At 70.6% G+C, this 23944-nt stretch carries 20 protein-coding genes and 1 tRNA gene; 17 read left to right on the forward strand and 4 right to left on the reverse strand.

The window, feature by feature from the left end:
• Positions 1-106: 106 nt before the first annotated feature.
• From AC068Z_RS22850 to AC068Z_RS22870, 5 genes are all read left to right on the forward strand, one after another.
• Positions 107-1717, forward strand: a complete 1611-nt coding sequence (locus AC068Z_RS22850) for an alkaline phosphatase D family protein (protein ID WP_478558404.1) — start codon at positions 107-109, stop codon at positions 1715-1717.
• A gap of 68 nt (positions 1718-1785) precedes the next feature.
• Entirely contained in the window at positions 1786-2976 is a 1191-nt protein-coding gene (locus AC068Z_RS22855; protein ID WP_478558407.1) for a hypothetical protein, read from the forward strand.
• Positions 2977-3156: 180 nt separating this feature from the next.
• Positions 3157-4656 carry a D-ribitol-5-phosphate cytidylyltransferase gene (locus tag AC068Z_RS22860; protein ID WP_478558410.1) on the forward strand — a complete coding sequence of 500 codons (1500 nt, stop codon included), beginning with the start codon at positions 3157-3159 and terminating at the stop codon, positions 4654-4656.
• Positions 4657-4796: 140 nt separating this feature from the next.
• The gene (locus tag AC068Z_RS22865) at positions 4797-6854 is read left to right on the forward strand and encodes a hypothetical protein (protein ID WP_478558413.1); all 2058 of its coding nucleotides are present in this window, start codon (positions 4797-4799) and stop codon (positions 6852-6854) included.
• Between the two features lie 193 nt (positions 6855-7047).
• On the forward strand, positions 7048-8265 hold the full coding sequence (locus AC068Z_RS22870; RefSeq protein ID WP_478558416.1) for a glycosyltransferase family 2 protein: 1218 nt from the start codon (positions 7048-7050) through the stop codon (positions 8263-8265).
• On the opposite strand, the gene AC068Z_RS22875 is transcribed toward AC068Z_RS22870, so the two are convergent.
• Positions 8189-10249: a hypothetical protein gene (locus AC068Z_RS22875; RefSeq protein WP_478558419.1), complete on the reverse strand. Its 2061-nt coding sequence runs from the start codon at positions 10247-10249 to the stop codon at positions 8189-8191. The genes AC068Z_RS22870 and AC068Z_RS22875 overlap by 77 nt on opposite strands.
• Before the next feature lie 174 nt (positions 10250-10423).
• Positions 10424-11851: a polysaccharide pyruvyl transferase family protein gene (locus AC068Z_RS22880; RefSeq protein ID WP_478558422.1), complete on the reverse strand. Its 1428-nt coding sequence runs from the start codon at positions 11849-11851 to the stop codon at positions 10424-10426.
• Positions 11852-12026: 175 nt separating this feature from the next.
• Between AC068Z_RS22880 and proB the strand changes: the two genes are divergently transcribed.
• The 5 genes from proB (at position 12027) to AC068Z_RS22905 (ending at position 17350) form a co-directional block, all read left to right on the forward strand.
• The gene (gene proB, locus AC068Z_RS22885) at positions 12027-13154 is read left to right on the forward strand and encodes a glutamate 5-kinase (protein ID WP_478558425.1); all 1128 of its coding nucleotides are present in this window, start codon (positions 12027-12029) and stop codon (positions 13152-13154) included.
• A gap of 352 nt (positions 13155-13506) precedes the next feature.
• Positions 13507-14007 carry a hypothetical protein gene (locus AC068Z_RS22890; protein ID WP_478558428.1) on the forward strand — a complete coding sequence of 167 codons (501 nt, stop codon included), beginning with the start codon at positions 13507-13509 and terminating at the stop codon, positions 14005-14007.
• A gap of 118 nt (positions 14008-14125) precedes the next feature.
• Positions 14126-15412, forward strand: a complete 1287-nt coding sequence (locus AC068Z_RS22895) for a glutamate-5-semialdehyde dehydrogenase (protein WP_478558431.1) — start codon at positions 14126-14128, stop codon at positions 15410-15412.
• A 188-nt stretch (positions 15413-15600) separates the two neighbouring features.
• Positions 15601-16179 carry an SCO2584 family spore wall biosynthesis protein gene (locus AC068Z_RS22900; protein WP_478558434.1) on the forward strand — a complete coding sequence of 193 codons (579 nt, stop codon included), beginning with the start codon at positions 15601-15603 and terminating at the stop codon, positions 16177-16179.
• Between the two features lie 100 nt (positions 16180-16279).
• Positions 16280-17350, forward strand: a complete 1071-nt coding sequence (locus tag AC068Z_RS22905) for an SCO2583 family membrane protein (protein ID WP_478558437.1) — start codon at positions 16280-16282, stop codon at positions 17348-17350.
• A 31-nt stretch (positions 17351-17381) separates the two neighbouring features.
• Here AC068Z_RS22905 and AC068Z_RS22910 read toward each other — a convergent pair whose 3' ends face one another.
• Positions 17382-18539 carry a M48 family metallopeptidase gene (locus AC068Z_RS22910; RefSeq protein WP_478558440.1) on the reverse strand — a complete coding sequence of 386 codons (1158 nt, stop codon included), beginning with the start codon at positions 18537-18539 and terminating at the stop codon, positions 17382-17384.
• A gap of 116 nt (positions 18540-18655) precedes the next feature.
• Here AC068Z_RS22910 and AC068Z_RS22915 point away from each other — a divergent pair, with 116 nt between their 5' ends.
• From AC068Z_RS22915 to AC068Z_RS22945, 7 genes are all read left to right on the forward strand, one after another.
• Positions 18656-18817, forward strand: a complete 162-nt coding sequence (locus AC068Z_RS22915; protein ID WP_478558443.1) for a hypothetical protein — start codon at positions 18656-18658, stop codon at positions 18815-18817.
• Between the two features lie 230 nt (positions 18818-19047).
• The gene (locus AC068Z_RS22920; RefSeq protein ID WP_451723917.1) at positions 19048-19215 is read left to right on the forward strand and encodes a hypothetical protein; all 168 of its coding nucleotides are present in this window, start codon (positions 19048-19050) and stop codon (positions 19213-19215) included.
• A gap of 82 nt (positions 19216-19297) precedes the next feature.
• Positions 19298-19936 (forward strand): nicotinate-nucleotide adenylyltransferase, encoded by a 639-nt coding sequence (nadD, locus tag AC068Z_RS22925; RefSeq protein ID WP_478558447.1) that lies wholly within the window; start codon positions 19298-19300, stop codon positions 19934-19936.
• A 16-nt stretch (positions 19937-19952) separates the two neighbouring features.
• Positions 19953-21602 (forward strand): LCP family protein, encoded by a 1650-nt coding sequence (locus tag AC068Z_RS22930; protein ID WP_478558450.1) that lies wholly within the window; start codon positions 19953-19955, stop codon positions 21600-21602.
• A gap of 116 nt (positions 21603-21718) precedes the next feature.
• Positions 21719-22165, forward strand: a complete 447-nt coding sequence (rsfS, locus tag AC068Z_RS22935; RefSeq protein WP_478558453.1) for a ribosome silencing factor — start codon at positions 21719-21721, stop codon at positions 22163-22165.
• Positions 22162-22833, forward strand: coding sequence for a histidine phosphatase family protein (locus AC068Z_RS22940; RefSeq protein WP_478558456.1), 672 nt, complete (start codon positions 22162-22164; stop codon positions 22831-22833). The genes rsfS and AC068Z_RS22940 overlap by 4 nt, the downstream gene beginning before the upstream one ends.
• A gap of 95 nt (positions 22834-22928) precedes the next feature.
• Positions 22929-23001 (forward strand) — tRNA-Ala (locus AC068Z_RS22945).
• A 51-nt stretch (positions 23002-23052) separates the two neighbouring features.
• Here the strand turns inward: AC068Z_RS22945 and AC068Z_RS22950 are convergent.
• Positions 23053-23913: a helix-turn-helix transcriptional regulator gene (locus AC068Z_RS22950; RefSeq protein ID WP_478558459.1), complete on the reverse strand. Its 861-nt coding sequence runs from the start codon at positions 23911-23913 to the stop codon at positions 23053-23055.
• Positions 23914-23944: the final 31 nt, after the last annotated feature.

The following is a 23944-nucleotide window of genomic DNA, read 5'->3' on the forward strand; positions in this document are numbered from 1 at the left end:
TCTGCCTGGTTGTCATGCACGCGATCCCTGAGATTCAGCGCGCGGACCCGCCGGGAGCGTGAGCTTCCAGTTGTCCAAAGGGCCCGCGACGCAAGGGAGTTCGCCGATGACCGAAGCGAGGACCGAGGCCGAGGCCGAAGCGAGGACCGAGGCCGAGGCCGAAGTGAGGGCCACCGCGGGATCGCCCGACCGGCGCCGCTTCCTGACGGCCGGCGCCGCCGTGCTCGGTGCCGCCGCCTCCGCCCAGCTGTGGCTGCCCGCCACCGCCCGCGCCGCCGAAACCTCCCTGCCCGAGGGCGTGTTCAGCCTCGGCGTGGCCTCCGGCGACCCGCTGCCGGACGGCATCGTGCTGTGGACCCGGCTCGCCCCGGACCCGCTGAACGGCGGCGGCATGCCGGACGCGGTCGTGCCGGTGCAGTGGGAGCTCGCGGAGGACGAGCGGTTCCGCAAGGTCGCGCGCCGCGGCACCGCCCAGGCCCGGCCCGAGTACGGGCACAGCGTCCACGTGGACGTACGAGGGCTGCGCCCCGGTCGCCGCTACTGGTACCGCTTCCGCGCCGGCGGCCGTATCTCGCCCGTGGGCCGCACCCGTACCGCGCCCCACCCCTTCAGCTCCGGCGGCGATGTGCGCTTCGCCCTGGCCTCCTGCCAGAACTGGCAGCACGGGTACTTCACGCCGTACGCCGACATGCTGGACCAGGACCCCGACGTCGTGCTGTTCGTCGGGGACTACATGTACGAGTCGGTGCCCTCGGCGACCGCGCTGCGCAAGCACGAGGGGGCGGGGGAGCCGTACACCCTGGAGCAGTACCGCAACCGGTACGCCCAGTACCGCTCGGACCCGGACCTCGCGGCGATGCACGCGGGCGCCGCCTTCGTGGTGACCTTCGACGACCACGAGGTGGACAACGACTTCGCGGGCGAGATCCCGCAGGACCCGGCCAAGCAGCCGCACGACGCCTTCGTGGCCCGGCTCACCGCGGCCTACCAGGCGTACTACGAGCACATGCCGGTGCGCGCCACGGCCGTGCCGAACGGACCGCACATCCGGATGTACCGCCGCCTGGAGTTCGGCCGGCTCGCCCGGCTCAACGTGCTCGACACCCGCCAGTACCGCAGCGACCAGGCGACCACCCAGGCCGGGGCCATGGACCCCTCGCTCACCATGCTCGGCGCCGCGCAGAAGCAGTGGCTGCTGGACGGGCTGAAGGACTCGCCCGCCCGCTGGAACCTGATCGCCTCGCAGATCATGATGGCCGAGACCGATCTGCTGGTCGGCGAGGGCAAGCAGTGGTTCTACGACGCCTGGGACGGCTACCAGGCCGAGCGCAACCAGTTCCTCCAGGAGTTCCGCGGCGTCCGCAACCCGGTCGTGCTCACCGGTGACCGGCACCTGACGATGATCAGCGATCTCAAGGAGGACTTCGCGGACCCGGAGTCCGCCGTCGTGGGCGCCGAGTTCGTCGGCACGTCGATCTCCTCCAACGGCGACCAGGACCAGGAGGCGTTCCGCCGGGAGTGGGACCCGCGCCGGGCGGACAACCCGCACTGGAAGCTGCTGGACGCCCACCGCGGCTACCACCTCTTCGACATCCGCCGCGACGGCATCGACGCGCAGGTCAGGGTGGTGGACACGGTGCGGCAGCCGACGGCGGTGCCGAGCACGCTGGCCAAGCTGCGGGTAGAGCCGGGACGGCCGGGCGTCGAGCTCGCGTAGTGGCGCTCATCACTGTCCCATCCCGCTCTTAGCCAACCCTCAGGTACAGGTCTTACCGTCCTCTGACCATGGAGACGGACTGTACGAGAGATGAAGTCCCGGCCAACAGCGCGCTCACCCCGCTGCCGGCCGGGACACGGCTGCTGCACATCGGACCGCACAAGACCGGGACCACCTCGATCCAGGGCGCCCTGTTCGCGGCCAAGGACGTGATGGCCGGGCACGGCGTCGACTTCCCGGGCACCAGCAGGCACCCCATGTCGGCCGCCCTCGCGGTCTGCGCCCGCCCGGGGATGCTGGGCAACAGCAAGCCCACCGACCGGCACTGGGAGACGCTGGTCGACCAGGTCGCCGCCACCGGCCGGCGCACCTCGGTGATCAGCAGCGAGTTCTTCGCCGACGCCCCCGACGACGAGACCATCGCGCGGATCGTCGAGGACCTGGGCGGCGACCGGGTGCACGTCCTGGTCACCCTGCGTCCGCTGGCGAAGATCATGCCCTCGCAGTGGCAGCAGTACGTGCAGAACGGCCTGCGCATGGGCTACGAGAGCTGGCTCGAGCACATGCTCAGGAAGCCGCCGTACGAGAAGCCCAACCCCAGTTTCTGGCGCCGGCACCGGCATGACCGGCTGGTCGAGCGGTGGGTGCGGGTGGTCGGCGCCGAGCGGGTGACCGTCGTGGTGGTCGACGACCGGGACCGCGGTGGCCTGATGCGCACCTTCGAGGCGCTGCTCGGACTCCCGGAGAATCTGCTCCAGGAGGTTCCGGACACCGCGAACCGGTCACTCACCCTCGCCGAGACCGAAATGCTGCGGAATCTTAATGTGGAATTCCGCGGGAATGAGCTGCCCGAGGAACTTTATTCGCAGCTCATCCGATATGGCGCCATCATGCATATGAAGAATGCGTGCGCGCCGGGCCCCGACGACGTGAAGATCAGCACCCCGCGATGGGCCGCCGAGGCCGCCGCCGGGATCGGCGCCGAGATGGCGCAGCGGATCGCCGCGATGGGAGTGCGGGTGCTGGGCGACCCGGCCCTGCTGTCCACCGTACCGAAGTCCGTGGACCCGGCCGGGGCCAGGCCGCGCATCGATCCCGAGGTCGCCGCGCAGGCGCTGTACGGCGCCCTCGCCGCGGCCGCCGCGGCGCCGATCCGGAACACCGTGCCCGTGCAGGCGCGGACGGTTCACCAGACGTCGTCCAAGGAACTCGTGAAGGTGCTCGGCCACCGCTGCCTGAAGAAGCTGCGCCGCCGCTGACCTGTGCGGTTACTCACAGCAATTCCACGGGAACCATGGACCCTTTCCGGACCGTCACCAGGAGTGCAAGGTGAATGACAGGTTGCGCGCACATATGCGGCGGAGGACGCTCACCTTGCACTGCGGTAACCGGAAGTGGGACCATTTCCAAGTTCCCAGTCGCCACAAGGTAGGTCACCTGTGTCCCAGCACATAGCCAAGCCCCGTACCACCGCAGTGATCCTGGCCGGTGGTACCGGTCAGCGTGTGGGTCTCTCGATCCCCAAGCAGCTGCTGAAGATCGCCGGCAAGGCAGTCATCGAGCACACCCTGACCACCTTCGAGAAGGCCGACTCGATCGACGACGTCATCGTGCTGATGGCGCCGGGCTACGTCCCCGACATCGAGAAGATCGTGGCCAAGGCGGGGTTCACCAAGGTCAAGAAGATCATCGAGGGTGGGTCCACCCGCAACGAGACCACCGAGCGCGCGATCTCCGCCCTCGGTGAGGGCCTGGCCGAGGGTGAGGACCTGAACGTCCTCTTCCACGACGCCGTGCGCCCGCTGCTGTCACGCCGTGTGATCGACGACTGTGTCGTCGCCCTGGAGCGCTACCAGGCCGTCGACGTCGCGATCCCGTCCGCGGACACCATCATCGTGACCCGCACCCACGGTGAGGACGGCGAGTTCATCACCGAGATCCCGGACCGCTCCCGGCTGCGCCGCGGCCAGACGCCGCAGGCCTTCAAGCTGTCCACGATCAAGCGGGCCTACGAGGTCGCGGCCGGCGACCCGAACTTCCAGGCCACCGACGACTGCTCGGTCGTACTGAAGTACCTGCCGGACGTGCCGATCCACGTCGTCGCGGGTGACGAGTACAACATGAAGGTCACCCAGCCCGTCGACGTCTTCATCGCCGACAAGCTGTTCCAGCTGGCCTCCACCGCCGCCCCCGAGCAGGTCTCGGAGGAGGCCTACCGCGAGCTGCTGACCGGCAAGACCGTCGTCGTCTTCGGCGGCTCCTACGGCATCGGCAAGGACATCGCCGAGCTGGCCGAGTCCTACGGCTCCAAGGTCTACGCCCTGGGCCGCTCCACCACCGGCACCCACGTGGAGAACCCGGAGGAGGTCGACGACGCGCTGTCCAAGGCCTACGCCGAGACGGGCCGCATCGACTACGTCGTCAACACCGCCGGCGTGCTGCGCATCGGCAAGCTGGCCGAGACCGACAACGCCACCATCGAGGAGGCGCTGAAGGTCAACTACCTCGCGCCGGTGCAGATCGCCCGCTCCTCGTACAAGTACCTCGCGGAGACCAACGGCCAGCTGCTGCTGTACACCTCCAGCAGCTACACCCGCGGCCGTGCCGAGTACAGCCTGTACTCCTCCACCAAGGCCGCCATGGTCAACCTCACCCAGGCGCTCTCCGACGAGTGGGCCGGCGACGGCATCCGGGTCAACTGCATCAACCCCGAGCGCACCGCCACGCCCATGCGCACCAAGGCCTTCGGCCAGGAGCCCTCGGGCAGCCTGCTCTCCTCCGAGGCGGTCGCACGCACCTCGCTCGACGTGCTGCTGTCCGAGCTGACCGGCCATGTCATCGACGTCCGCCAGCAGGACCCGACGGCCGCCGCGGGCCAGGCCTCCGGCTTCGAGCAGGCGCTGGCCAGTGTGCTGGACCGCCAGGACGGCGTGGCATAATCAACTGACAATAGCCTTACGGAATTCAGGCCTCTGCGTTTCTTCATTCACGAAGAATTCACAGGGGCCTGAGTCCTTCGGCCTCTCGTGCAGCGAGACCTTCCTCAAGACCGGCAACCCCTCCCAGAGCAGGTTTATCCGTGATCTCCACCGCTATACGCGTCGCCCGGGTGGGCAGCGCGGCCGAGCTGGCCGCGGCGGTCCTCGTGATGCTGGGCTTCCCCTGCCTCATGGTGGCCGCGCTCGTCCCGAGCGTTCCCGCCTTCGCGGCCGCGGCGGCCGTGACGTACCTGGCTGACCACTATCTGCACCGCAAGGGCAGCTACCTGGTCAACCGCCTGAGCAAGGTGCGCGCAGGACTGTCGATCCGCTTCCTGATCCGACAGCTGCTGCTGGTCCTGCTGCTGGCCCGGCTGGACCTCTCGGACAACCTGGTCTTCTACGCCGCGGTCGCCGGCTTCATCGCCTTCTACGGCCTCCAGGCCCCGCACGGCGCCCTGGTCACGCTGATCCGCAACCGCCGCCGGATGCCGGTCGCCACCCGCAACATCGACCTCGCCTCGCGGATCCGCATCCCCGACGCGCCGCCGCAGGTACTGCTGCACCGCTCCGCCGAGAAGATGCTCCACCTGGATCTGTTCGCCGTCATCGGCGTGCTGGTCTCGGCCTTCCTCGACGAGCCCCTGGCCGGGTTCATCGGCATCGCCGTCACCCTGTTCCTCGGCTGCCTCTACGTCCTCGCGCTGGTGCCGTACGTCCGCGGCGCCAAGATCCCGCCGAACGCGGACACCGTGCTGGCCGCCATGGACGACTGGCTGGCCGAGTACCGCCCGGAGACCGTGCTGTACTTCTCCGGCTCCAAGGACTCCGCGTACCAGGTCAACATGTGGCTGGAGACGATGGAGCAGCTGGACTCCAGGCCGCTGATCATCCTGCGCGAACGGGTCATCCTGAACAACCTGGCGCCGACCACGGTCCCCGTCATCTGCGTGCCCGGAGGGGTGCACCTGATGAACCTGGACCTGACGACGGTGCGGGTCGCGCTGTACGCGGCCAACGTCGGCAAGAACATCCACCTGCTGCGCGTCCCCACCATGAAGCACGTCTTCATCGGCCACGGTGACAGCGACAAGCTGGCCAGCGTCAACCCGTTCAGCAAGGTGTACGACGAGGTGTGGACCGCGGGCCGCGCGGGCCGCGACCGGTACGCCATAGCCGACGTCGGCGTCCGCGACGACGACATCGTCGAGGTCGGCCGTCCGCAGCTGGCGCCGATCCAGACCTGGCAGGGCGTCCCCGAGGGCCGGATGCCGACCGTGCTGTACGCGCCCACCTGGGAGGGCTGGGACGGCAACCCGGGCAACACCTCGATCGTGCTGGCCGGCGAGAACATCGTGAAGCGCCTGGTCACGGCCGATCCCCCGGTCCGCGTGCTGTACAAGCCGCACCCGTTCACCGGCACCGTCAGCGCCGAGGCCAAGGCCGCCCACCTGCGGATCACCGCTCTGGTGGAGAAGGCCGGCGCCGAGCGGGTCGCCGACCGGCGGTTCGCCGTCGACCCCGCCGCGCAGACGGCCGCCAAGGCCGAGCTGACCCGGATCGAGGCCCGCCTCGCCGAGCTGGCCGGCAACGGCAAGGACCGCGGTGACGAGGCCGAGGCCACCCGCGACGGCCTGGTCGACGTGGCCCGGCACGAGGAGGTCGCCCGGCTGCGCGCCGAGTGGAACGACGCCTACTGGCGTTCCTTCGGCGCCCACGAGCACCGCGTCATCACCGGTGCCGAGCCGCGTCTGTACGACTGCTTCAACGTCTCCGACGCGATGGTCTCCGACATCTCCAGCGTGGTCTCCGACTTCATCGCGAGCGGCAAGCCGTACGCGGTGACGGACTCCGGCGAGCTGGGCGAGGAGGAGTTCAAGCGGCAGAACACCGCGGTGCGCGCGGCGGTGATCCTCACCAACAGCGCGGCCGAGCTGGGCGGGCTGCTGGACGCCGTCCGCGACCCCGCCGCCGACCCGCTGGCCGAGGACCGCGGCGAGCTGAAACAGTACCTGCTGGGCCCGGACGAGCCGACCTCCATCGACCAGTTCAACACCGCGGTGTCGAACCTCTCCCTGAAGGCGGAGACCCGCAACCTCGGCCAGGAGGCGCGGATCGCGTCGACCGAGGCGGCGGAGTCGCCGGAGCTGGCCGGCTGACGCCCTCGATTCCTTCTGATTCGGCCCCCTGGGAGTCCAACTCCCCGGGGGTCGAACGCTTTTCACACCGGGAACGTACTGTGACGTGAGTCACTAAACGATAGCCGGGGGGCAACCGCCGCCCTCATCGAACCGTCTTCTAGGTAGCGAAAAGGAGATACGGGAGAAAACCTTCCGTTTACTAGGGGGAAACGTGACCGTGACGCAGCCTGATGTGAGCGTCGTCATCGGGGCGTACGAAGCGATGCCGTACCTGGTCGAGTGCCTGGCGTCCGTCGAGGCGCAGACCATCGACCCGGGGCGCGTCGAGGTCATCGCGGTGGACGACGGCTCGTCCGACGGTACGGGCGAGTACCTGGAGGAGTTCGCGGCCCGCGCCCCCATGCCGGTGACGGTGATCCGGCAGGAGAACTCCGGCGGGCCCAGCGGCCCGCGCAACGTGGGCCTCGGCAAGGCCGCCGGGCGGTACGTCTTCTTCCTCGACGCCGACGACCGGCTCGGCCCCGAGGCCCTGGAGCGGATGGTCGCGATGGCCGACCGCAACGGCACGGACGTGGTCCTCGGCCGGGTCGAGGGCGTCAACCGCAATCCGCCGCAGTCGATGTGGGGCCGGACGCTGGAGCGCACCGATGTGTACTCCTCCAACATCAAGTTCACGCTGAGCGCGCAGAAGCTGTTCCGGCGCGAGCTGCTGACCCGGCACGCGATGCGCTTCGACGAGTCCCTGTGGACCGGCGAGGACGCGCTGTTCACGATGGAGGCTTATCTGCGGGCCGACGGCGTCTCGGTGGTCGCCGACTACACCTGCTACTACCTGGTCGGCCGCGAGGACGGCAAGCACGTGACGAAGAGCGGGAGTTACACCCTGCGCTTCGACTCCGCGCGCGCCCTGATGAACCTGATCTCGGAGATGGTCCCGCCGGGCCCCAAGCGCGATGTGCTCATGGTCCGCCCCTTCGTCGTCACGCTGCTGCCGCAGTTCGGCCCGAAGTTCCTCAAGGACAGCGAGAAGATCCGGCGGCACAAGCTCGAACTGGCGGCCCCGCTGCTGGCCGCGCACTGGAACGAGGGCGTGTCCCAGCGGCTGAAGGTCGAGGAGCGGCTGCGGCTGCATCTGGTGGCCGGCCGGCAGGCCGAACGCCTGCTGGAGGTCCTGAGGTTCACCAAGGCCAAGAAGCAGCCGACGGCCCTCCTGGAGAAGAAGGGCCGCCGGGTCTACCTGGCGTATCCGTACTTCCGGGACGCCGAGGCCGGGATCCCGGACTCCGTGTACCTCGCCGAGCCCCGGGAGGCCCGGGGCGTCCCCGGCTACCGCGAGGGCGGCACCGACTACTTCATGCGCCGGGTGCTGCGGAAGGCGCGACGGACGCTGCGGCGGACGGTCCGGCGCCCCGCACCGGCGACTCGCTGAGGCGCTGCTCCGGGACCAGCCGGGCCCGGCGCTCCTCGGCGGCCGAACCGAGCTTCCGTACGGCCGCGTTGAAGCGCTCCTGAGCGGTCGGTTCGTCCGGGCCCAGCAGATGCCGCTTCAACTCGGCGCGCTCCCGTACCAGTTCGTCCTTCTCGGGATCCCGCACCGACTCCAGCAGCGCGGGCACCCCGGCCGCGTCCGGCGCCAGCACGGTCGCCGCCCGCACGGTCGGGAAGGTCTTGCGGTAGACGTCCTCCGCGAGGCCGCTGGTGTTCGCCACGGCGTACGGCTTCCCGCTCGCCAGGAAGTCGCTGACCACGCTGGAGACATCGCTGATCAGCAGGTCGCAGCGGTTGAAGCAGGAGAACAGCGTGGGCCGGGGGCCCAGCACGACCTGGTGCTCCCATTCCGGCAGCGCGCCCCAGTAGGCCTCCTCCCAGGCGGCCGTGGCCGCGGCCACCGCCTCGGCCCGCCCCGGCTCGGGCGTCGACTGCGCCAGCATCCGCTCGACCTGGTCGGCGCCGCCGCGGAACGCGGTCACGGTGAGCCGGTCCAACTCCGCCGTACGCCGGTCGAGTTCCCCGTCGTCCGTGGGCCGCGGCCCCGAACGCTCCCGGTTCGCGGCCCGGATCAGCTCCCGGATCCGCAGATCGGCCGCCCCGGCCCGCGGATCGACCGAGCCGGTCAGCGGATGCGGCTTGTACAGCAGCCGGACGCCCGGATCCGCCAGCAGCGCCCGTACGACGTTCTCGCCGGCCTCGATCACCGAGGTGTTCCCGGGGTTGCCGTCCCAGCCCTCCCAGGTGGGCGCGTACAGGACGGACGTGAACCGTCCGGTCGGCGGGCCCGAGTACGGCCGTACGGCGTCCAGTTGGGGGCGGCCGATCTCCACCACGTCCTTGTCCTCGACGCCCACCTCGGCCTGCGCGTACCGCTCGCGCGCCGCGGGTCCGGCCACCCACACCTCGTCGTAGGCCTTCGCGTACGGGTTGCAGGAGGACAGCTTGTCGCTCTCCCCGTGGTTGACGAAGGTGTGCTTCAGCGTCGGGATGCGCAGCACCTGGGAGGTCTTGCCGGAGTTCGAGGGGTGGATGAGGACCTGGAGCGTGGACTGCTCCAGCCGCATCAGTGTGGAGACCTTCGGCAGACAGATGACGGGTACGTCGGTCGCGGCGAGCTTCTGGACCATGAACCGCTCGCGCAGCACGATCACCGGCCGCCCGTCCAGCTTCGCCAGCGGTTCCAGCCACATGTTCGCCTGGTACGCCGAGGAGGTGCCGCCGGAGAAGTACAGGCCGACGGTGGGGCGGTACTCCGCGAGCCACCGGTCGAGCCACTCCAGGGCCTGCCGCTCGCCGACCGGGCGGCGGCCCGGCAGCAGCCGGAGCAGCAGGTCGGACAGGCCCAGCACGGCGAGGCCAAGGGAGAGGGCGATGCCGAGGGCCGCGGCGCGCGGGTCGGCGACGGCCGCCGTGGTGAGCAGGCCGGCCGTCGCGGGCAGGCCGTGGACCAGCAGGCGCGGGCCGGGGCGGCGCAGCAGCAGGGGCGGGGCGGGGGACAGGCGCAGGGCGGAGGCGTCGATGTTCCGGGTCACCACCGGCAGGGTGCGGGTGCGGCGGACCAGGACCGAGACCGCCTGGATCAGGCAGTGCAGCGCGTAGAAGGCGAGCAGACCGGCCACGAGCGGGGCGTACGACGACTCCCGGTCCTGTCCGCCGAGCCGGAGCAGGGCGACCACCAGCAGCAGGTCCCGCACCACATGGCGCACGGTGATGTCCATCTGCGACTTGGCGAAGACCGACAGCATGCCGCGCTGCCAGCGGTACAGGACGCCCTCGGCGGCGAGCGAGATGGCCGTCGCGGCGATCAGCAGCGGGATGTGCGGGCGCAGGGCTGCCACGGCCTGGGCACAGAAGGCGGCGGCCAGGGCCGCGGCCGGGAGCACCTTGACCGGGATCCGGATGCGGGGGAGGGGTAGGGGCACTGCGGTCACTCCAAGGTCGGCGCAGGGGTGCGTCCGGGTTAACGCGCGCCTGCCTCCGGACGACACGCGGGTGTCGTCCGGAGACCTTGGAGTGACGGTGTGTTACTGACGTCCGTCGCCTGTCACTGACGGCCGGACCGGGGTCCTTCTACCGGGGGCCGGACCAGGGTGCTTTTACTGGCGGCCGGACTGGAGCGCCTTGCGCAGCGGGCGGACCACGCGGCGGGCCCGGCGGTAGACGGACGACGGCACGGGAGCGGCGGGGGACGCCGTCGCCTTGCTGCCGCTCTGCGCCAGTTCCCGCTTGAGCTTGGCGTTGTCCTCGGTCAGCTTGCTGATCCGGTTCTGCAGCCAGCCGAAGCGGGTGGCCATGGCGACCGGGTCGGCGTCGTTCCACGGGCCGATGCCGGCCGGGAAGGACAACGAGCGCATCCGCTTCTCGAACGCGGCGCCGCCGTCACCGTGCGTGAAGGTGTTCCGCAGGCCGTTGCGGTCCAGGAACGACGTGAACCGCTCGAACCGCTCGGAGTGGCCGCCGATCAGCGCGCCGAAGTCGGCCTCCGCGTACAGCTTCGCCGGGTCCACCGTCTCGCCCTTGGCGAGCTGGTCGATCCGGTGGTGCGGGATGTCGAAGTACCGGCACAGCTCCAGCGTCCGCGAGTCACCGCACAGCACGGTCGCGGGGGTGCCGGCCAGCAGCGCCGCGATGTTGCCGTGGATGCGGGAGCCGAAGGAGAAGTCGAACTCGCGCAGATCGTCGATCCAGGTGATCGGGTCGATGTAGACGCGGGCCTTGCCCTCCTGGTACATCGGGTGGCTCGGGTGCGTCGGCATCGCCGTGATCTTGCCGTTGGGGCCGGACACGTCCCGCCAGTGCAGCTGGACCGCGTCGCTGAGGTTCTGGCCGATGTAGCGCAGGTGCGGGTAGCGCGCGTGGGCGTCGGTGATGACCCGGTCCAGGCCCTGGGTCTGCACGGCGCTGTGCGAGCCGTTGATCGCGACCCGGGACTCGGCGGTGAGCTCCGGGGCCCGCTTGGTGATGTCGAGGTCCTTGCCGTACATGAACATCGACGGGCAGCCGATGACCTCGACGTCCCGGAAGCCCATGTCCTTGAGGTACTTCTCGGTGAACTCGCCGCGCACGCCGATCGAGGCGCTCTTGTCGAGCACCGCCGAGACGAACGCCCGTACGGCGGGCTCCATCGGCTTCAGCCGCGCCGGGTCGTAGGAGAGCCCGGTCTGGGCGCCGACGCCGACCACGACCACCGGGATCCTCAGCCGGGTGATGAGCTGCGTGAGGCGCTTGAGCTGGGGCTCGAACGAGGGGCGGAACGCGTTGGCGAGCGGCACGACGAAGGCGTCGTACTGCTCGTTGATCCTCCCGGCGGCCTGCACGTTCGTCCGGATGCCGTTGGACACGACCTCGGTGCCCGGGAGCTCAAGGATCTTGTGGGTGGCGTCGCTGAAGATCAGGTTGCCGGAGTTGGTGGCGATGACGTCGCGGTGGAGGGCTTCTTCCACGGGGACGACGTCGAAGGGGCTCTTCCCCGATCTGAGGAGGATGCGCCGCGCGGGGGGAACAGTCGTTGACACAAAGGTCATATTAAGTTTGATACTTCTTTCACTTCTATAAGCAACCCGTACAACCTTTTCGCCGGACGCACAGCGTGAGCGGATCACCACCGTCCCGGTGTCCGGCCTCCGGACCGCCGCGCGGCGGACCGCGCCCTTCGCGTAGATTGCGGTGCAGTCGACGTGCGAGGGGACGGAACAGCAGGTGACAGGCGCAAGGCAGGCCGTGACCGAGGCGCGCAGGGTCGTCGTCAAGGTGGGTTCCTCGTCCCTCACGACGGCCTCCGGAGGGCTCGACGCGGACCGGGTGGACGCCCTCGTCGACGTCCTCGCCAAGAGCCGCAGCGGCGGAGAACGTGAGATTGTTCTCGTTTCCTCCGGAGCCATTGCGGCCGGACTCGCCCCGCTCGGACTGCGCCGCCGCCCCAAGGACCTGGCCCGCCAGCAGGCCGCCGCCAGCGTCGGCCAGGGCCTCCTCGTCGCCCGCTACACCGCCTCCTTCGCCCGCTACGGCGTCCGCGTCGGCCAGGTGCTGCTCACCTCCGACGACATGAGCCGCCGCGCGCACCACCGCAACGCCTCCCGCACCTTCGACAAGCTCCTCGCGATGGGCGCCCTGCCGGTCGTCAACGAGAACGACACCGTTGCCACGGACGAGATCCGCTTCGGTGACAACGACCGGCTCGCCGCGCTCGTCGCCCACCTGGTCCGCGCCGATCTGCTGGTCCTCCTGTCCGACGTGGACGGCGTCTACGACGGCGACCCCAGCAAGCCGGGGACCTCGCGGATAGCGGAGGTACGGGGGCCGGCCGATCTCTCCGGTGTGGAGATCGGCAGCGCGGGCAAGGCCGGGGTCGGCACCGGCGGCATGGTCACCAAGGTCGAGGCCGCCCGGATCGCGGCCGCCGCGGGCATCCCCGTGGTGCTGACCAGCGCGGTGCACGCAGCCGAGGCGCTGTCGGGGCGGGACACCGGCACCTACTTCCACGCCACCGGCAAGCGGTCAGCCGACCGGCTGCTGTGGCTCCAGCACGCGTCCACTCCGCAGGGCTCGCTGACCTTGGACGACGGCGCGGTGCGGGCGGTCGTGGAGCGCCGCAAGTCGCTGCTGCCGGCCGGGATCGCGGCCGTGGAGGGTGAGTTCAGCGCCGGGGACCCGGTCGAGCTGCGGGACGGGGCCGGGCGCGCGGTGGCGCGCGGACTCGTCAGCTTCGACGCCAAGGAGATCCCGCAGCTCATCGGGCGGTCCACGCGGGAGCTGGCGCGGGAGCTGGGGGCGGCCTACGAGCGTGAGGTCGTGCACCGGGACGATCTGGTGCTGCTGGAGCCGTGACCGGGGCGCCGGGCGGGGGCGGAACGGGCTTCTGGGCGGGGGCCGTAACCGGGCACTCCCGGCGAGGGTCGTAACCGGGCTCCCGGCGAGGGTCGTGACCGGCCTCCCGGCGAGGGTCGTAACCGGTCTGTCGGCAGGGGACGTGACCGTTTTCCGGCAGGGGCCGCAACCGGCTTCGTGCGGGGGCCGTCCGAAAACAGGGTGAACGCCCCGGTGAAGTCGTCGCCCTGAGGTGGACGTTCCGCAAAAGCGCCACAGAACTGCTTGCGGGCTGCTCAACTTTGTCTCAGGGACATATTCCGAACGAGCGCTGCTCGCCGTGGCCGCTCGACCGTGGACGAAGGAGGCCGTCGTGAGACGAGTACGCCCTGGGGCGGCGGCGTCCGGCGGTGGGATCGGCGGTGCCTCCTCCCGAGCGGCAGGATCCCGGGCCCCGGGGGAGGAGCGCGCCCTGACCAGCGTCGCGACCGGCGAGCTGGCCGGAGGTGAGGAGGCCGAGAAGCCCGGGGAACTGCCCCGGCTGTGGCACGTCACCCTCAGCGTCTCCGGCGAGGAGGCCCCCCTGAAGGAGGTCCGGCGCGCCCTCGAGCAGCTCGCCCACGACCACCCCTTCCTGCTGACCAGCCGCTACGCCAACGACCACGCCGAGATCCGGTACTGGGAGGAGGCCCGCGACCTGCACGACGCGGCCGCCGTCGCGCTGCGCCTGTGGGGTGAGCACCGCCAGAGCGCGGGCCTGCCGCCCTGGGAGATCGTGGGTCTGGAGGTCATCGACCGCGAGACCTACCACCAGCGGATCGCGGAAGGGTACGGGCCGCCGCCGGCCAGTCCGGTGGGCGTGCACCCGTACTGAGCGGTCGTGCATCGCGTGGCGGGCGCTCGAGGATCCCTTTTGCGTGACCTTCGGACGGCTTGTCTCGCGGTGTGGGACGTCCGGTGAACCGGTCCGTCCGGCGCACTACCCTTCCCTCATGACCACGCTCTCGCCGTACGACTCGATGACCCCGGTCACCCAGGCCGCCTACCGCGCCAAGGCCGCCGCGGCCGACCTCGCGCCGCTGCCGCGGGCCGCCAAGGACGACGCGCTGCTCGCCATCGCGGACGCCCTGGAGGTCCGCACGAGCGAGATCGTCGAGGCCAACGCCAAGGACATCGCATCCGCCCGCGAGGCCGGCACCAGCGAGTCGATCGTCGACCGGCTGACACTGACCCCGGAGCGGGTCCGCGCCATCGCCTCCGACGTGCGGGACGTCGTCGCGCTGCCCGACCCGGTCGGCGAGGTCGTCCGCGGCTCGACCCTGCCCAACGGCATCGACCTGCGCCAGGTCCGCGTGCCGCTCGGCGTGGTCGGCATCATCTACGAGGCCCGCCCGAACGTGACGGTCGACGCGGCCGCCCTGGCCCTGAAGTCCGGCAACGCCGTCCTGCTGCGCGGCTCCGCCTCCGCCTACGAGTCCAACAGCGCCCTCGTCCGGGTGATCCGGGACGCGGTCGGCGGCGCCGGGCTGCCCGCCGACGCCGTACAGCTCGTGCCGGGCCAGAGCAGGGAGAGCGTGCGCGAGCTGATGCGCGCCCGCGGCCTCGTCGACGTCCTCATCCCGCGCGGCGGCGCCTCGCTGATCCAGACGGTGGTCAACGAGTCCACGGTCCCGGTGATCGAGACCGGCACCGGCAACTGCCATGTCTACGTCGACGCGCAGGCCGACCTCGACACGGCCGTCGACGTCCTGATCAACTCCAAGGCCCACCGGGTCAGCGTCTGCAACTCCGCCGAGACCCTCCTGGTCCACCAGGACATCGCCCCCGAGTTCCTGCCGCGGGCCCTGGACGCCCTCGCGGAGGCCGGGGTCACCGTGCACGCCGACGAGCGGGTCATGGCGTACGCCAAGGACTCCCGGGCCACCGTGGTGGAGGCCACGCCGGAGGACTGGGAGACGGAGTACCTGTCGTACGACATCGCCGCGGCGGTCGTCGACTCGCTGGACAAGGCCGTGGAGCACATCCGGCTGTGGAGCTCGGGCCACACCGAGGCCATCGTGACGACCTCGCAGCAGGCCGCCCGCCGCTTCACCCAGCTGGTCGACTCCACCACGGTCGCGGTCAACGCCTCGACCCGCTTCACCGACGGCGGCCAGTTCGGCTTCGGCGCGGAGATCGGCATCTCCACCCAGAAGCTGCACGCCCGCGGTCCGATGGGCCTGCCGGAGCTGACCAGCACGAAATACATCGTCACCGGCGACGGGCACATCCGGCGCTGATCCCCGTGCGGGCTGTGAGCGCCTGAGCGGTCAGAGTCGCCCGAGCGGTTTGAGCGGCGCATATGCGGGGGGCACGCGCCCCTCGCGTACCCGTGCGCCGCTCGAAAGCCGCACGAGCGACGGCCCGCCGGACGGATGAATTTCCATACGGTCTGCCCAAATTGACCCCCCAGGACTACTCTGGAGCCGTGCCGGAGGACGTGGGGGGCACGCCGTTCCCGGACGGCTGGGAGCCCGACGACGACCACGACCGCGGGGTGTCGGACGAAGAGTTCGCCTCCGTGGTCTTCGACGAGGCCTTCGTACAGGCGGCGACGCTGCACGAGCCGACCGCCGTCGAACGCCTCCTGGCCGCTGCCCAGGCCAGAGCCGAGGCCTCCGAGGCGGAGGCCCGCCGGGCCCACGGCGGGGGCGAGCGGTACGAGGACGGATACGGCGCCGAGGACCCCCGCGGGTTCGGCCATGATCCGGACTTCGACGACCTGGACGACACCGGGGTCCTGGACGGCCGCTACGGCGCCCCGGGCACCTACGGCAAACAGGTGGTCCGCTGGCACCGCCCCGTGGCCTGGATGCTCGCCCTGCTGATGGGCATCGGCATGGTCGCGCTGGCCTTCACCGCGGTCTACCGCGGCGCCTCCTCGGGCAACCGGGAGCAGGTTCCGCCGCCCTCCTCGACCGGCCTGGAACAGGGCGGAGCGGGGTCACCCTCCGCCTCCGCCGACCATTCCCAGCCGGCCATCTCGGCAGTCCCGCGACTGCCCTGAGCGGACCCCGGCCGGAACCCGCCATTTCTGGTGAGGACCTGTCAGAACTTGTCGTACAGCAGGGCGTTTACCTGAGCGCCCCGCGACCTACCCTGAAGATATGGGCAGGCCTGGAGACCCACCTGAGGGGACACCCGAGGGCGGACCCGGCGGTGGCGAGGACGAGTACCGATCCGTCGTTTTCGACGAGTCGTTCGTCCGAGCTGCCCGCCTCCAGGAGTTCTCCGCGCAGGAGCGCATCGACGATCACGCGCCGGCCGTCCGCCGCCGTCCGCCCCTGCGCCGGGGCCTGTCCCGGCAGGCGCTGATCCTCGTCGTGCTCATCGCCGTCGCCTTCGGCACCGCGATCTACATGGGGGTACGGCACCCCTACCAGACCCCGCCGGAGCCGCAGCCCGTGGAGCCGCTGCGGATGACCGTGATCCCGCTCGCCCCGCAGGGCAAGGTGCCGGGCTCCACCGACACCGAGGCGCTGTACGCGCACAGCCCCGCCGCCCAGTACCGGATCGGTGCCGAGGGCGTACCGCTGCCGGCCTCCCGGCGCACCGCCCACTTCTCGGACGGCCAGGTCGTGAGCGCGCTGAGCATCGCCAAGGACTACATCGTCCGCTCCGCGCTCTACCCCGAGGTGATCGCCGGGGACCAGGTCCGGCCCGTGCGGGTCCTGCTCGACCCGGACCAACTCGACCAGTTCGACCAGAGCTTCGACCACCCCACCGCGGACGGCCGGCACGCCCCGACCGGCTGGCTGGTCCGCTTCGACCCGAACGCCGTCGAACTCGCCGACCGCAAGATCCGCGTCCAGGGCACGCTCGCCGCCGCCGAGACCGACTCGTCCACCCTCGAGGTCAGCGCGGACCACACCTTCGTGTACGCCCTGCGTCCGGCCGGCTCCGGAGCGCGGGCCGAGGCGTCCCTGTTCACCGTCCGGCGCGAGCTGCACTTCCGCTTCGACCGCGACGACCTGCGGATGGGCCAGGCCCAGCTGATCGTCTCCTACGTCCAGGCGGGCCCGATGTCCTGCTCCGAGGACTCGGCCAACCGCCTGCGCCCGCTGCTCGCCGGGCAGACCGCGAAGGCGGGCGGCCCGGCCGGGTCGGACCCCTACGCGACGGGCAGCGCGACGGCGCTGTGCGGCTCACTGGCGGCGAGCGCCCAGCCGAAGGTGTGAGCCTCTGCGCTGAAGGTGAGCCTCTGCGCTGTTACTCGCCGTCACGCGGTGGCGTGTCCGTCGGCGGCTGGTCGTTCGGCGAGGAGTCCCGCGGCGAGGAGTCCTTCGGCGACGAGTCCCTCGACGACGAGTCCCTCGGCGGCGCCGAAGCGGTGAAGCCTCCGAAGCCCCGCCGCACCCGGCCGCCCAGGTCGCCCGCGCCGCCCGCGATGTCCGAGACCAGCTTCATCAGCGGGTCCTTGGAGGTCTTGACGTGCGTGGCGTAGTGCGAGGCCGAATCCCGGAACGAGTCCGAGACCGAGGTGTCCTTGTCCTCGCTGCGCCGCGGGTAGTGGCCGTCCATGATCCGCTGGTAGTCGCGGGACTCGGACCACTTCTTCAGCTCGGCCGCCCGGATGGTGGTGAAGGGGTGGGAGCGCGGCAGCACGTTCAGGATCTTCAGCACGGAGTCGCGCAGGTCGCCCCCGGCCTCGTACTCCTCGGCCTGCTTCAGGAACGAGTCCACGTTCATCTCGTGCAGATGGTTGCCGCCGGCGAGCTTCATCAGGCCGCGCATCGAGGCCTGGAGGTCCTGACCGACCAGCAGGCCCGCCCGGTCCGCGGACAGCTCCGACTTGCGGAACCATTCGCGCAGCGCGGTCACGATCGCCATGACAGCGAGGTTGCCCAGCGGGATCCAGGCGACCCGGAGCGCGAGGTTGGTCAGGAACAGCAGTATGGTCCGGTACACCGAGTGGCCGGAGAGCGCGTGCCCCACCTCGTGCCCGACGACCGCGCGCATCTCCTCCTCGTCGAGCAGCTCGACAAGCCCGGTCGTGACCACGATGATCGGCTCGTCCAGGCCGATGCACATCGCGTTCGGCTGCGGGTCCTGGTTGACGTACATCGGCGGGACCTTCTCCAGGTCCAGGATGTAACAGGCGTCCCGCAGCATGTCGTTGAGGTGCGCGAACTGCTGGTCCGAGACCCGCACCGAGTCGGACAGGAACAGCAGCCTGAGGCTCCGCTCGGGCAGCAGGCCGCTCAGCGCCTTGAAGACGGTGTCGAACCCGCTCAGCTTGCGCAGCGCCACCAGGGCACTGCGGTCGGCCGGGTGCTCGTACGCACGCGAGGAGATGCCGGGGAAGCGCCTGCGCTGCCTGCTCGGCACGTTCTCGTGCCCGCCCTGCTGGTGGCCGTCGTCGGACATGTGATCCCCCATGTGCGTCTGTGTGGCCGTGCCGCGGCCCCTTCGGGCCCCCTGAGCAGGCTCCAGCCTAGGCGGAGTTACCGTGGACGGGCAGTACAGCGAAGGAGTCCCACGCCATGGAGCACCATCCCGCAGCCGCCTGGCTGACCGAGGCCGCGAGCGCGGCCGAGATACAAGGGGCGGGGAATCTGCTCCGGGTCGTCCTGGTCGTGATGATCCTGGGCTGTGTCCTGACCGCGTGGTTCCTGCTGCGGGGGTACAAGTCGAAGGACGAATGAGGCGCCGGATAAGTTGCCTGGGCGCGGGATCGCCCGGCGATCGGCGGGCGACTGCCCGGTGATCGGTGGCGGACGGCCTGATGATCGGCGGCGGATCGCCCGATGATCGGCGCGGTGCCGGTCCCGGCTCGCGGTGCCCCAACGGCGGAGTCGGCGTGATCGGCGCGGAGCCGCCCGCTTACGATGAGCCGACATCTTTATCCCGCCCACACCCGAAGGTTCTGCCGAAGATGAGCTTCCACAGCACCGCTGCCCAGTTGGTCACCCTCGCCTCCGAGGGCGGAGAGCACGGCGGCGGCAATCACGAGAGCCTCGAACCGCTGGTGACCGGAGGCGCTGCCTTCGTCATCCTGATGCTGCTGCTGTGGGTCACCACCCGCTTCAACCGCGACCGCTGAGCCGGCGCCGAGCCCGCCCCGGACGTTCCCCAGGGGGTCTGGCGGGCGAGGCTCATGGGTCGGGCCGGTAGGGTCTGCACGCATGGGAGAGCAGGACATGCCTACCGGCCCGAACAACGGCCCGTCGAACCCCGGCAAGCGCCGGCTCGGCGTCATGGGCGGAACCTTCGACCCGATCCACCACGGGCACCTCGTGGCGGCCAGTGAGGTCGCCGCGCAGTTCCACCTGGACGAGGTGGTGTTCGTCCCGACCGGGCAGCCGTGGCAGAAGACCCACCGCAAGGTCTCCCCGGCCGAGGACCGCTATCTGATGACGGTCATCGCCACCGCCGAGAACCCCCAGTTCTCGGTGAGCCGCATCGACATCGACCGCGGCGGCCCGACCTACACCACGGACACCCTGCGCGATCTGAAGGCGCTCAACCCCGACACCGACCTGTTCTTCATCACCGGCGCCGACGCCCTCGGCCAGATCCTGACCTGGCGGGACACGGAAGAGCTGTTCTCCCTCGCGCACTTCATCGGGGTCACCCGGCCCGGCCACCACCTGGCCGACCCCGGTCTCCCGGAGGGCGGGGTCTCGCTGGTCGAGGTTCCCGCGCTCGCCATCTCCTCCACAGACTGCCGTGCGAGAGTCGCCAAGGGCGACCCGGTCTGGTATCTGGTGCCGGACGGAGTCGTGCGCTACATCGACAAGCGCGAGCTGTACCGCGGCGAGTGAGCCGAGAGGGGCACCGGTGAACGACCGATACGACGCGGGGGGCGCTGAGTACGGGGCCGACCAGCAGTACGAGCTCGTCGGCTACGACGAGTACGGGCAGCCGGTGTACCGGCCGGTCCCGCAGCAGCCCCCTCAGCAGCCGTACGACCCCTACGCTCAGCAGGGGTACGGCTACGACCCGTACGCGACCGGTCAGCAGCAGCCGGTGCAGCCGTACGACTCCTACGACGGCTACGACCCCTATGGCCCGGGCGGTACGGCCTCCTCGTACGACCCCTACGGGCAGGCCGCGAGCAGTGGGCAGCAGCCTCGGGTCGCCGAGCAGACCGCCTACATCCCGCAGCAGGCCGGTCCCGTGGAGGAGCCGGAGGAGCCGGCGCGGGACCAACGGGACTACCGCACCGAGCAGTTCGCCTTCGTCGAGGAGCCCGACGGCGACTCCGAGGACGTCATCGACTGGCTGGCGTTCACCGAGAACCGCACCGAGCGCCGCGAGGAGGCCAGGCGCCGGGCCCGCAGCCGGGTCGTCGCCTTCGTCGTCGTCCTGGCGCTGTGCGCCGTCGGCGGCGTCGGCTACCTCTGGTACGCCGGAAAGCTGCCGGGGCTGACCTCCTCCGACGACAAGGGCGGAGCCGCGACGGCCGTCGGCGCCCAGAAGCGGGACGTGGTCGTCGTCCACCTGCACAACACCAAGAGCGGTGACACCGCGACGGCGCTGCTGGTCGACAACACCACCACCGGCCAGGGCACCACCGTCCTGCTGCCCAACTCCCTCGCCCTGAGCGGTGACGACGGCACCACGACCACGCTCGCCAAGTCGGTCGAGGACGACGGCTCCTCCGGCACCCGCGAGTCGCTGGACACCGTCCTCGGCACCGAGATCCAGGGCACCTGGCGTCTGGACACCCCCTACCTGCAGAACCTGGTCGACCTCGTCGGCAACATCGACGTCGACACCAACACCGACGTACCCGACCCGGCCGCCAAGTCCAAGGGCGCCTCGCCCCTGGTGAAGAAGGGCGAGGACCAGACCCTCAGCGGCAAGATGGCCGTCGCCTACGCCACCTACCGCGGCTCCGGCGAGGCCCCGAACGCCCAGCTGGAGCGGTTCGGGCAGGTCATGCAGGGCGTGCTGCGCAAGCTGTCCTCCGACGCGCAGGCCGCCACGGTCACCGTGCAGACGCTCCAGCAGATCCTGGACCCGTCCATGACGGACAAGGACCTCGGCACCTTCCTGGCCAAGCTCGCCGACCTTGCCAAGGGCGGCGACTACAAGACCGCCCTCCTGCCGGTGCAGGGCGACGGGACGCTGAGCGCCGAGACCAGCGCCAGCGTGGTCAAGGACGTCCTCGGAGGCACCGCGAAGAGCCCCGACAAGGACGCGGCCGTGCGGGTCTCGGTCCAGAACGCCACCGGTGTGAAGGACAACACGGAGAAGGCCCGCGTGGTGCTCCTCAACGGCGGCTTCACCTTCCTGGAGGGCGGCTCCGCCTCGGCGGCCCAGTCCGCCTCGAAGGTCGTCTACACCGACGCGGCCGACAAGGAGAACGCCACCGAGGTCGCCAAGACCCTGGGCCTGCCAACCAGCGCGGTCTCGAAGGGCAAGGTCACCTCGAACGCGAACGTGTCGGTGGTCCTCGGGCAGGACTACGAGCCGTCGTCGTAGCGACCCTCCGGCCGGGCCCGGTTCGCCGGAGCCCGGCCGGAGAAACAATCGCGTGGGGCGTCGTCGGCGGTCGTGAGACCCTTGAGTCCTATCGACCGCCGACGGAAAGCCTTGTAGTGACCGCCACTGACCGTTCCCTCGAGCTCATCAACACCGCCGCTCAGGCGGCCGCCGACAAGCTCGCGCACGACATCATCGCCTACGACGTCAGCGACGTGCTGTCGATCACCGACGCCTTCCTGCTGGCCTCCGCGCCCAACGACCGCCAGGTCAAGTCGATCGTCGACGAGATCGAGGAGCGGCTGCAGAAGGAGCTCGGCGCCAAGCCGGTCCGCCGCGAGGGCGACCGCGAGGCCCGCTGGGTCCTGCTCGACTACGTCGACATCGTCGTCCACGTCCAGCACAGCGAGGAGCGTGTCTTCTACGCCCTGGAGCGGCTGTGGAAGGACTGCCCCGAGCTGGAGCTGCCCGAGGACGCCAAGGCCACCCGCGGCAAGGCCGCGGAGCACGCCAAGCTGCAGGCCGCCGAGGAGGCGACCGAGCCGGACGGTGAGTGGCGATGAGCGCCACCGGCGAGGTGACCGTCGGCAGGCCCGGCCGCGGTCGCCGCGTCATCCTGTGGCGGCACGGTCAGACCTCGTGGAACGTGGAGCGCCGCTTCCAGGGCTCCACCGACGTCGCCCTCACCGAGGCCGGCGTCGCCCAGGCCCGCCGCGCCGCCCGGCTGCTGGCCTCCCTCAAGCCCGACGCGATCGTCGCCTCCGACCTCCAGCGCGCCGCGAACACGGCTGACGAGCTGGCCGCGCTCACCGGCCTCGAGGTCGCCCACGACGAGGGCCTGCGCGAGACCTACGCGGGCGTCTGGCAGGGGCTCACGCACGAGGAGATCATCGGCCGGTACGGCGAGGAGTACGCCGCGTGGAAGCGCGGTGAGCCGGTCCGCCGCGGCGGCGGTGAGCTGGAGACCGAGGTCGCCGACCGCGCCGCTCCGGTCGTGCTCCGGCACGCCGAGAAGCTGCCCGACGACGGCACGCTCGTCGTGGTCAGCCACGGCGGCACGATCCGCACCACCATCGGGCGTCTCCTCGGCCTGGAGGCGCATCACTGGGAGAGCCTCGGCGGTCTCTCCAACTGCTGCTGGTCCGTCCTCGGCGAAGGCGCCCGCGGCTGGCGGCTGCTGGAGCACAACGCCGGCACCCTGCCGGAGCCGGTGCTCGGCGACGACGACTGACGGGCCCGACGGACGGCCCGGACCCGGATTTCACTTTCTGGCAGGTCGCAGGCTAAAGTTCTTCTTGTTCGCCCGGCCGAGCAGGGAGAACGCAAGGGGCTATAGCTCAGTTGGTAGAGCGCCTGCATGGCATGCAGGAGGTCAGGAGTTCAATTCTCCTTAGCTCCACAGAACGACACTCTCGGGTGGTCCACTCTTGAGTTGTCAAAGATCAGTGGATCAGAATCCCGTCCCCGTCAGGGGGCGGGATTTTTCGTGCAGCAGGGCCGTGCGTCGCTCCGTCTCCTCGTCGTCCGGCGTGTAGACGACGATCCGGCACTCCGGCATGCCGTTGATCGACAGCGACACCGAGGTCATCCGCAGCTCGCCCGCCTCCGCGTGCCGGAAGACCTTCACGCGCCGTCCGGGCCGTGCCACGTCGCCGCTCTCCCACAGCCGGGCGAACAGCGGGCTGGCCGCGGACAGCGCGGCTATGAAGTCCTCCCAGACGGGCTCCCCGGCATGGCGGCCGTAGGAGGCGCGCAGGGTCGCCACCATCACCGGCAGCTCGTCGTCCCGGAAGACCAGCGGGCAGTTCTCCTCCGGGGCCGTGAACAGCGTCCACAGCGCGTTGGCGGTCCCGTCGAGGCGGGTGGCGCCGGAGAAGGCGAACACGGTCCGGTAGGAGGCGTTGGCGGCGAGGATGTCGTAGCGCGTGTTGTAGACCACCGCCGGACGCGGTGCCAGCGCGTCGAGGATGCCCCTGATCTCCGGTCCGACGGTCTGCGCCGGGGCCTGCGGGACGGGGGCGTAGGGCACCTCGGCGAGGTGGTACAGGTGCTCCCGCTCGGGTGGGTCGAGCCGCAGGGTGCGGGCGACGGCGTCCAGGACCTGCGCGGAGGCGTTGATCGGGCGGCCCTGTTCCAGCCAGGTGTACCAGGTGACGCCCACGCCCGAGAGCTGGGCGACCTCCTCACGGCGCAGCCCCGGGGTGCGGCGCCGTAAGCCCGGCGGCATGCCGACGTCCTGCGGTGTCACCCGGGCCCGCCTGCTGCGCAGGAAGGCGGCCAGCTCCGGTCGGCGGCGCTGTGTCGTCCCCATCGTCACGTCCCCCATCGTCGACGTCGGACCC

The organism is Streptomyces sp. NPDC043726 (genome assembly GCF_056436565.1).

Bases quoted from the DNA above. Each gene is read 5' to 3' on its own strand.
- AC068Z_RS22850 (WP_478558404.1), top strand. From the start codon at position 107: ATGACCGAAGCGAGGACCGAGGCCGAGGCCGAAGCGAGGACCGAGGCC.
- AC068Z_RS22855 (WP_478558407.1), top strand. From the start codon at position 1,786: ATGGAGACGGACTGTACGAGAGATGAAGTCCCGGCCAACAGCGCGCTC.
- AC068Z_RS22880 (WP_478558422.1), bottom strand. From the start codon at position 11,851: ATGACCTTTGTGTCAACGACTGTTCCCCCCGCGCGGCGCATCCTCCTC.
- AC068Z_RS22895 (WP_478558431.1), top strand. From the start codon at position 14,126: ATGACCACGCTCTCGCCGTACGACTCGATGACCCCGGTCACCCAGGCC.
- AC068Z_RS22905 (WP_478558437.1), top strand. From the start codon at position 16,280: ATGGGCAGGCCTGGAGACCCACCTGAGGGGACACCCGAGGGCGGACCC.
- AC068Z_RS22910 (WP_478558440.1), bottom strand. From the start codon at position 18,539: ATGTCCGACGACGGCCACCAGCAGGGCGGGCACGAGAACGTGCCGAGC.
- AC068Z_RS22915 (WP_478558443.1), top strand. From the start codon at position 18,656: ATGGAGCACCATCCCGCAGCCGCCTGGCTGACCGAGGCCGCGAGCGCG.
- AC068Z_RS22920 (WP_451723917.1), top strand. From the start codon at position 19,048: ATGAGCTTCCACAGCACCGCTGCCCAGTTGGTCACCCTCGCCTCCGAG.
- nadD (WP_478558447.1), top strand. From the start codon at position 19,298: ATGGGAGAGCAGGACATGCCTACCGGCCCGAACAACGGCCCGTCGAAC.
- AC068Z_RS22940 (WP_478558456.1), top strand. From the start codon at position 22,162: ATGAGCGCCACCGGCGAGGTGACCGTCGGCAGGCCCGGCCGCGGTCGC.
- AC068Z_RS22950 (WP_478558459.1), bottom strand. From the start codon at position 23,913: ATGGGGACGACACAGCGCCGCCGACCGGAGCTGGCCGCCTTCCTGCGC.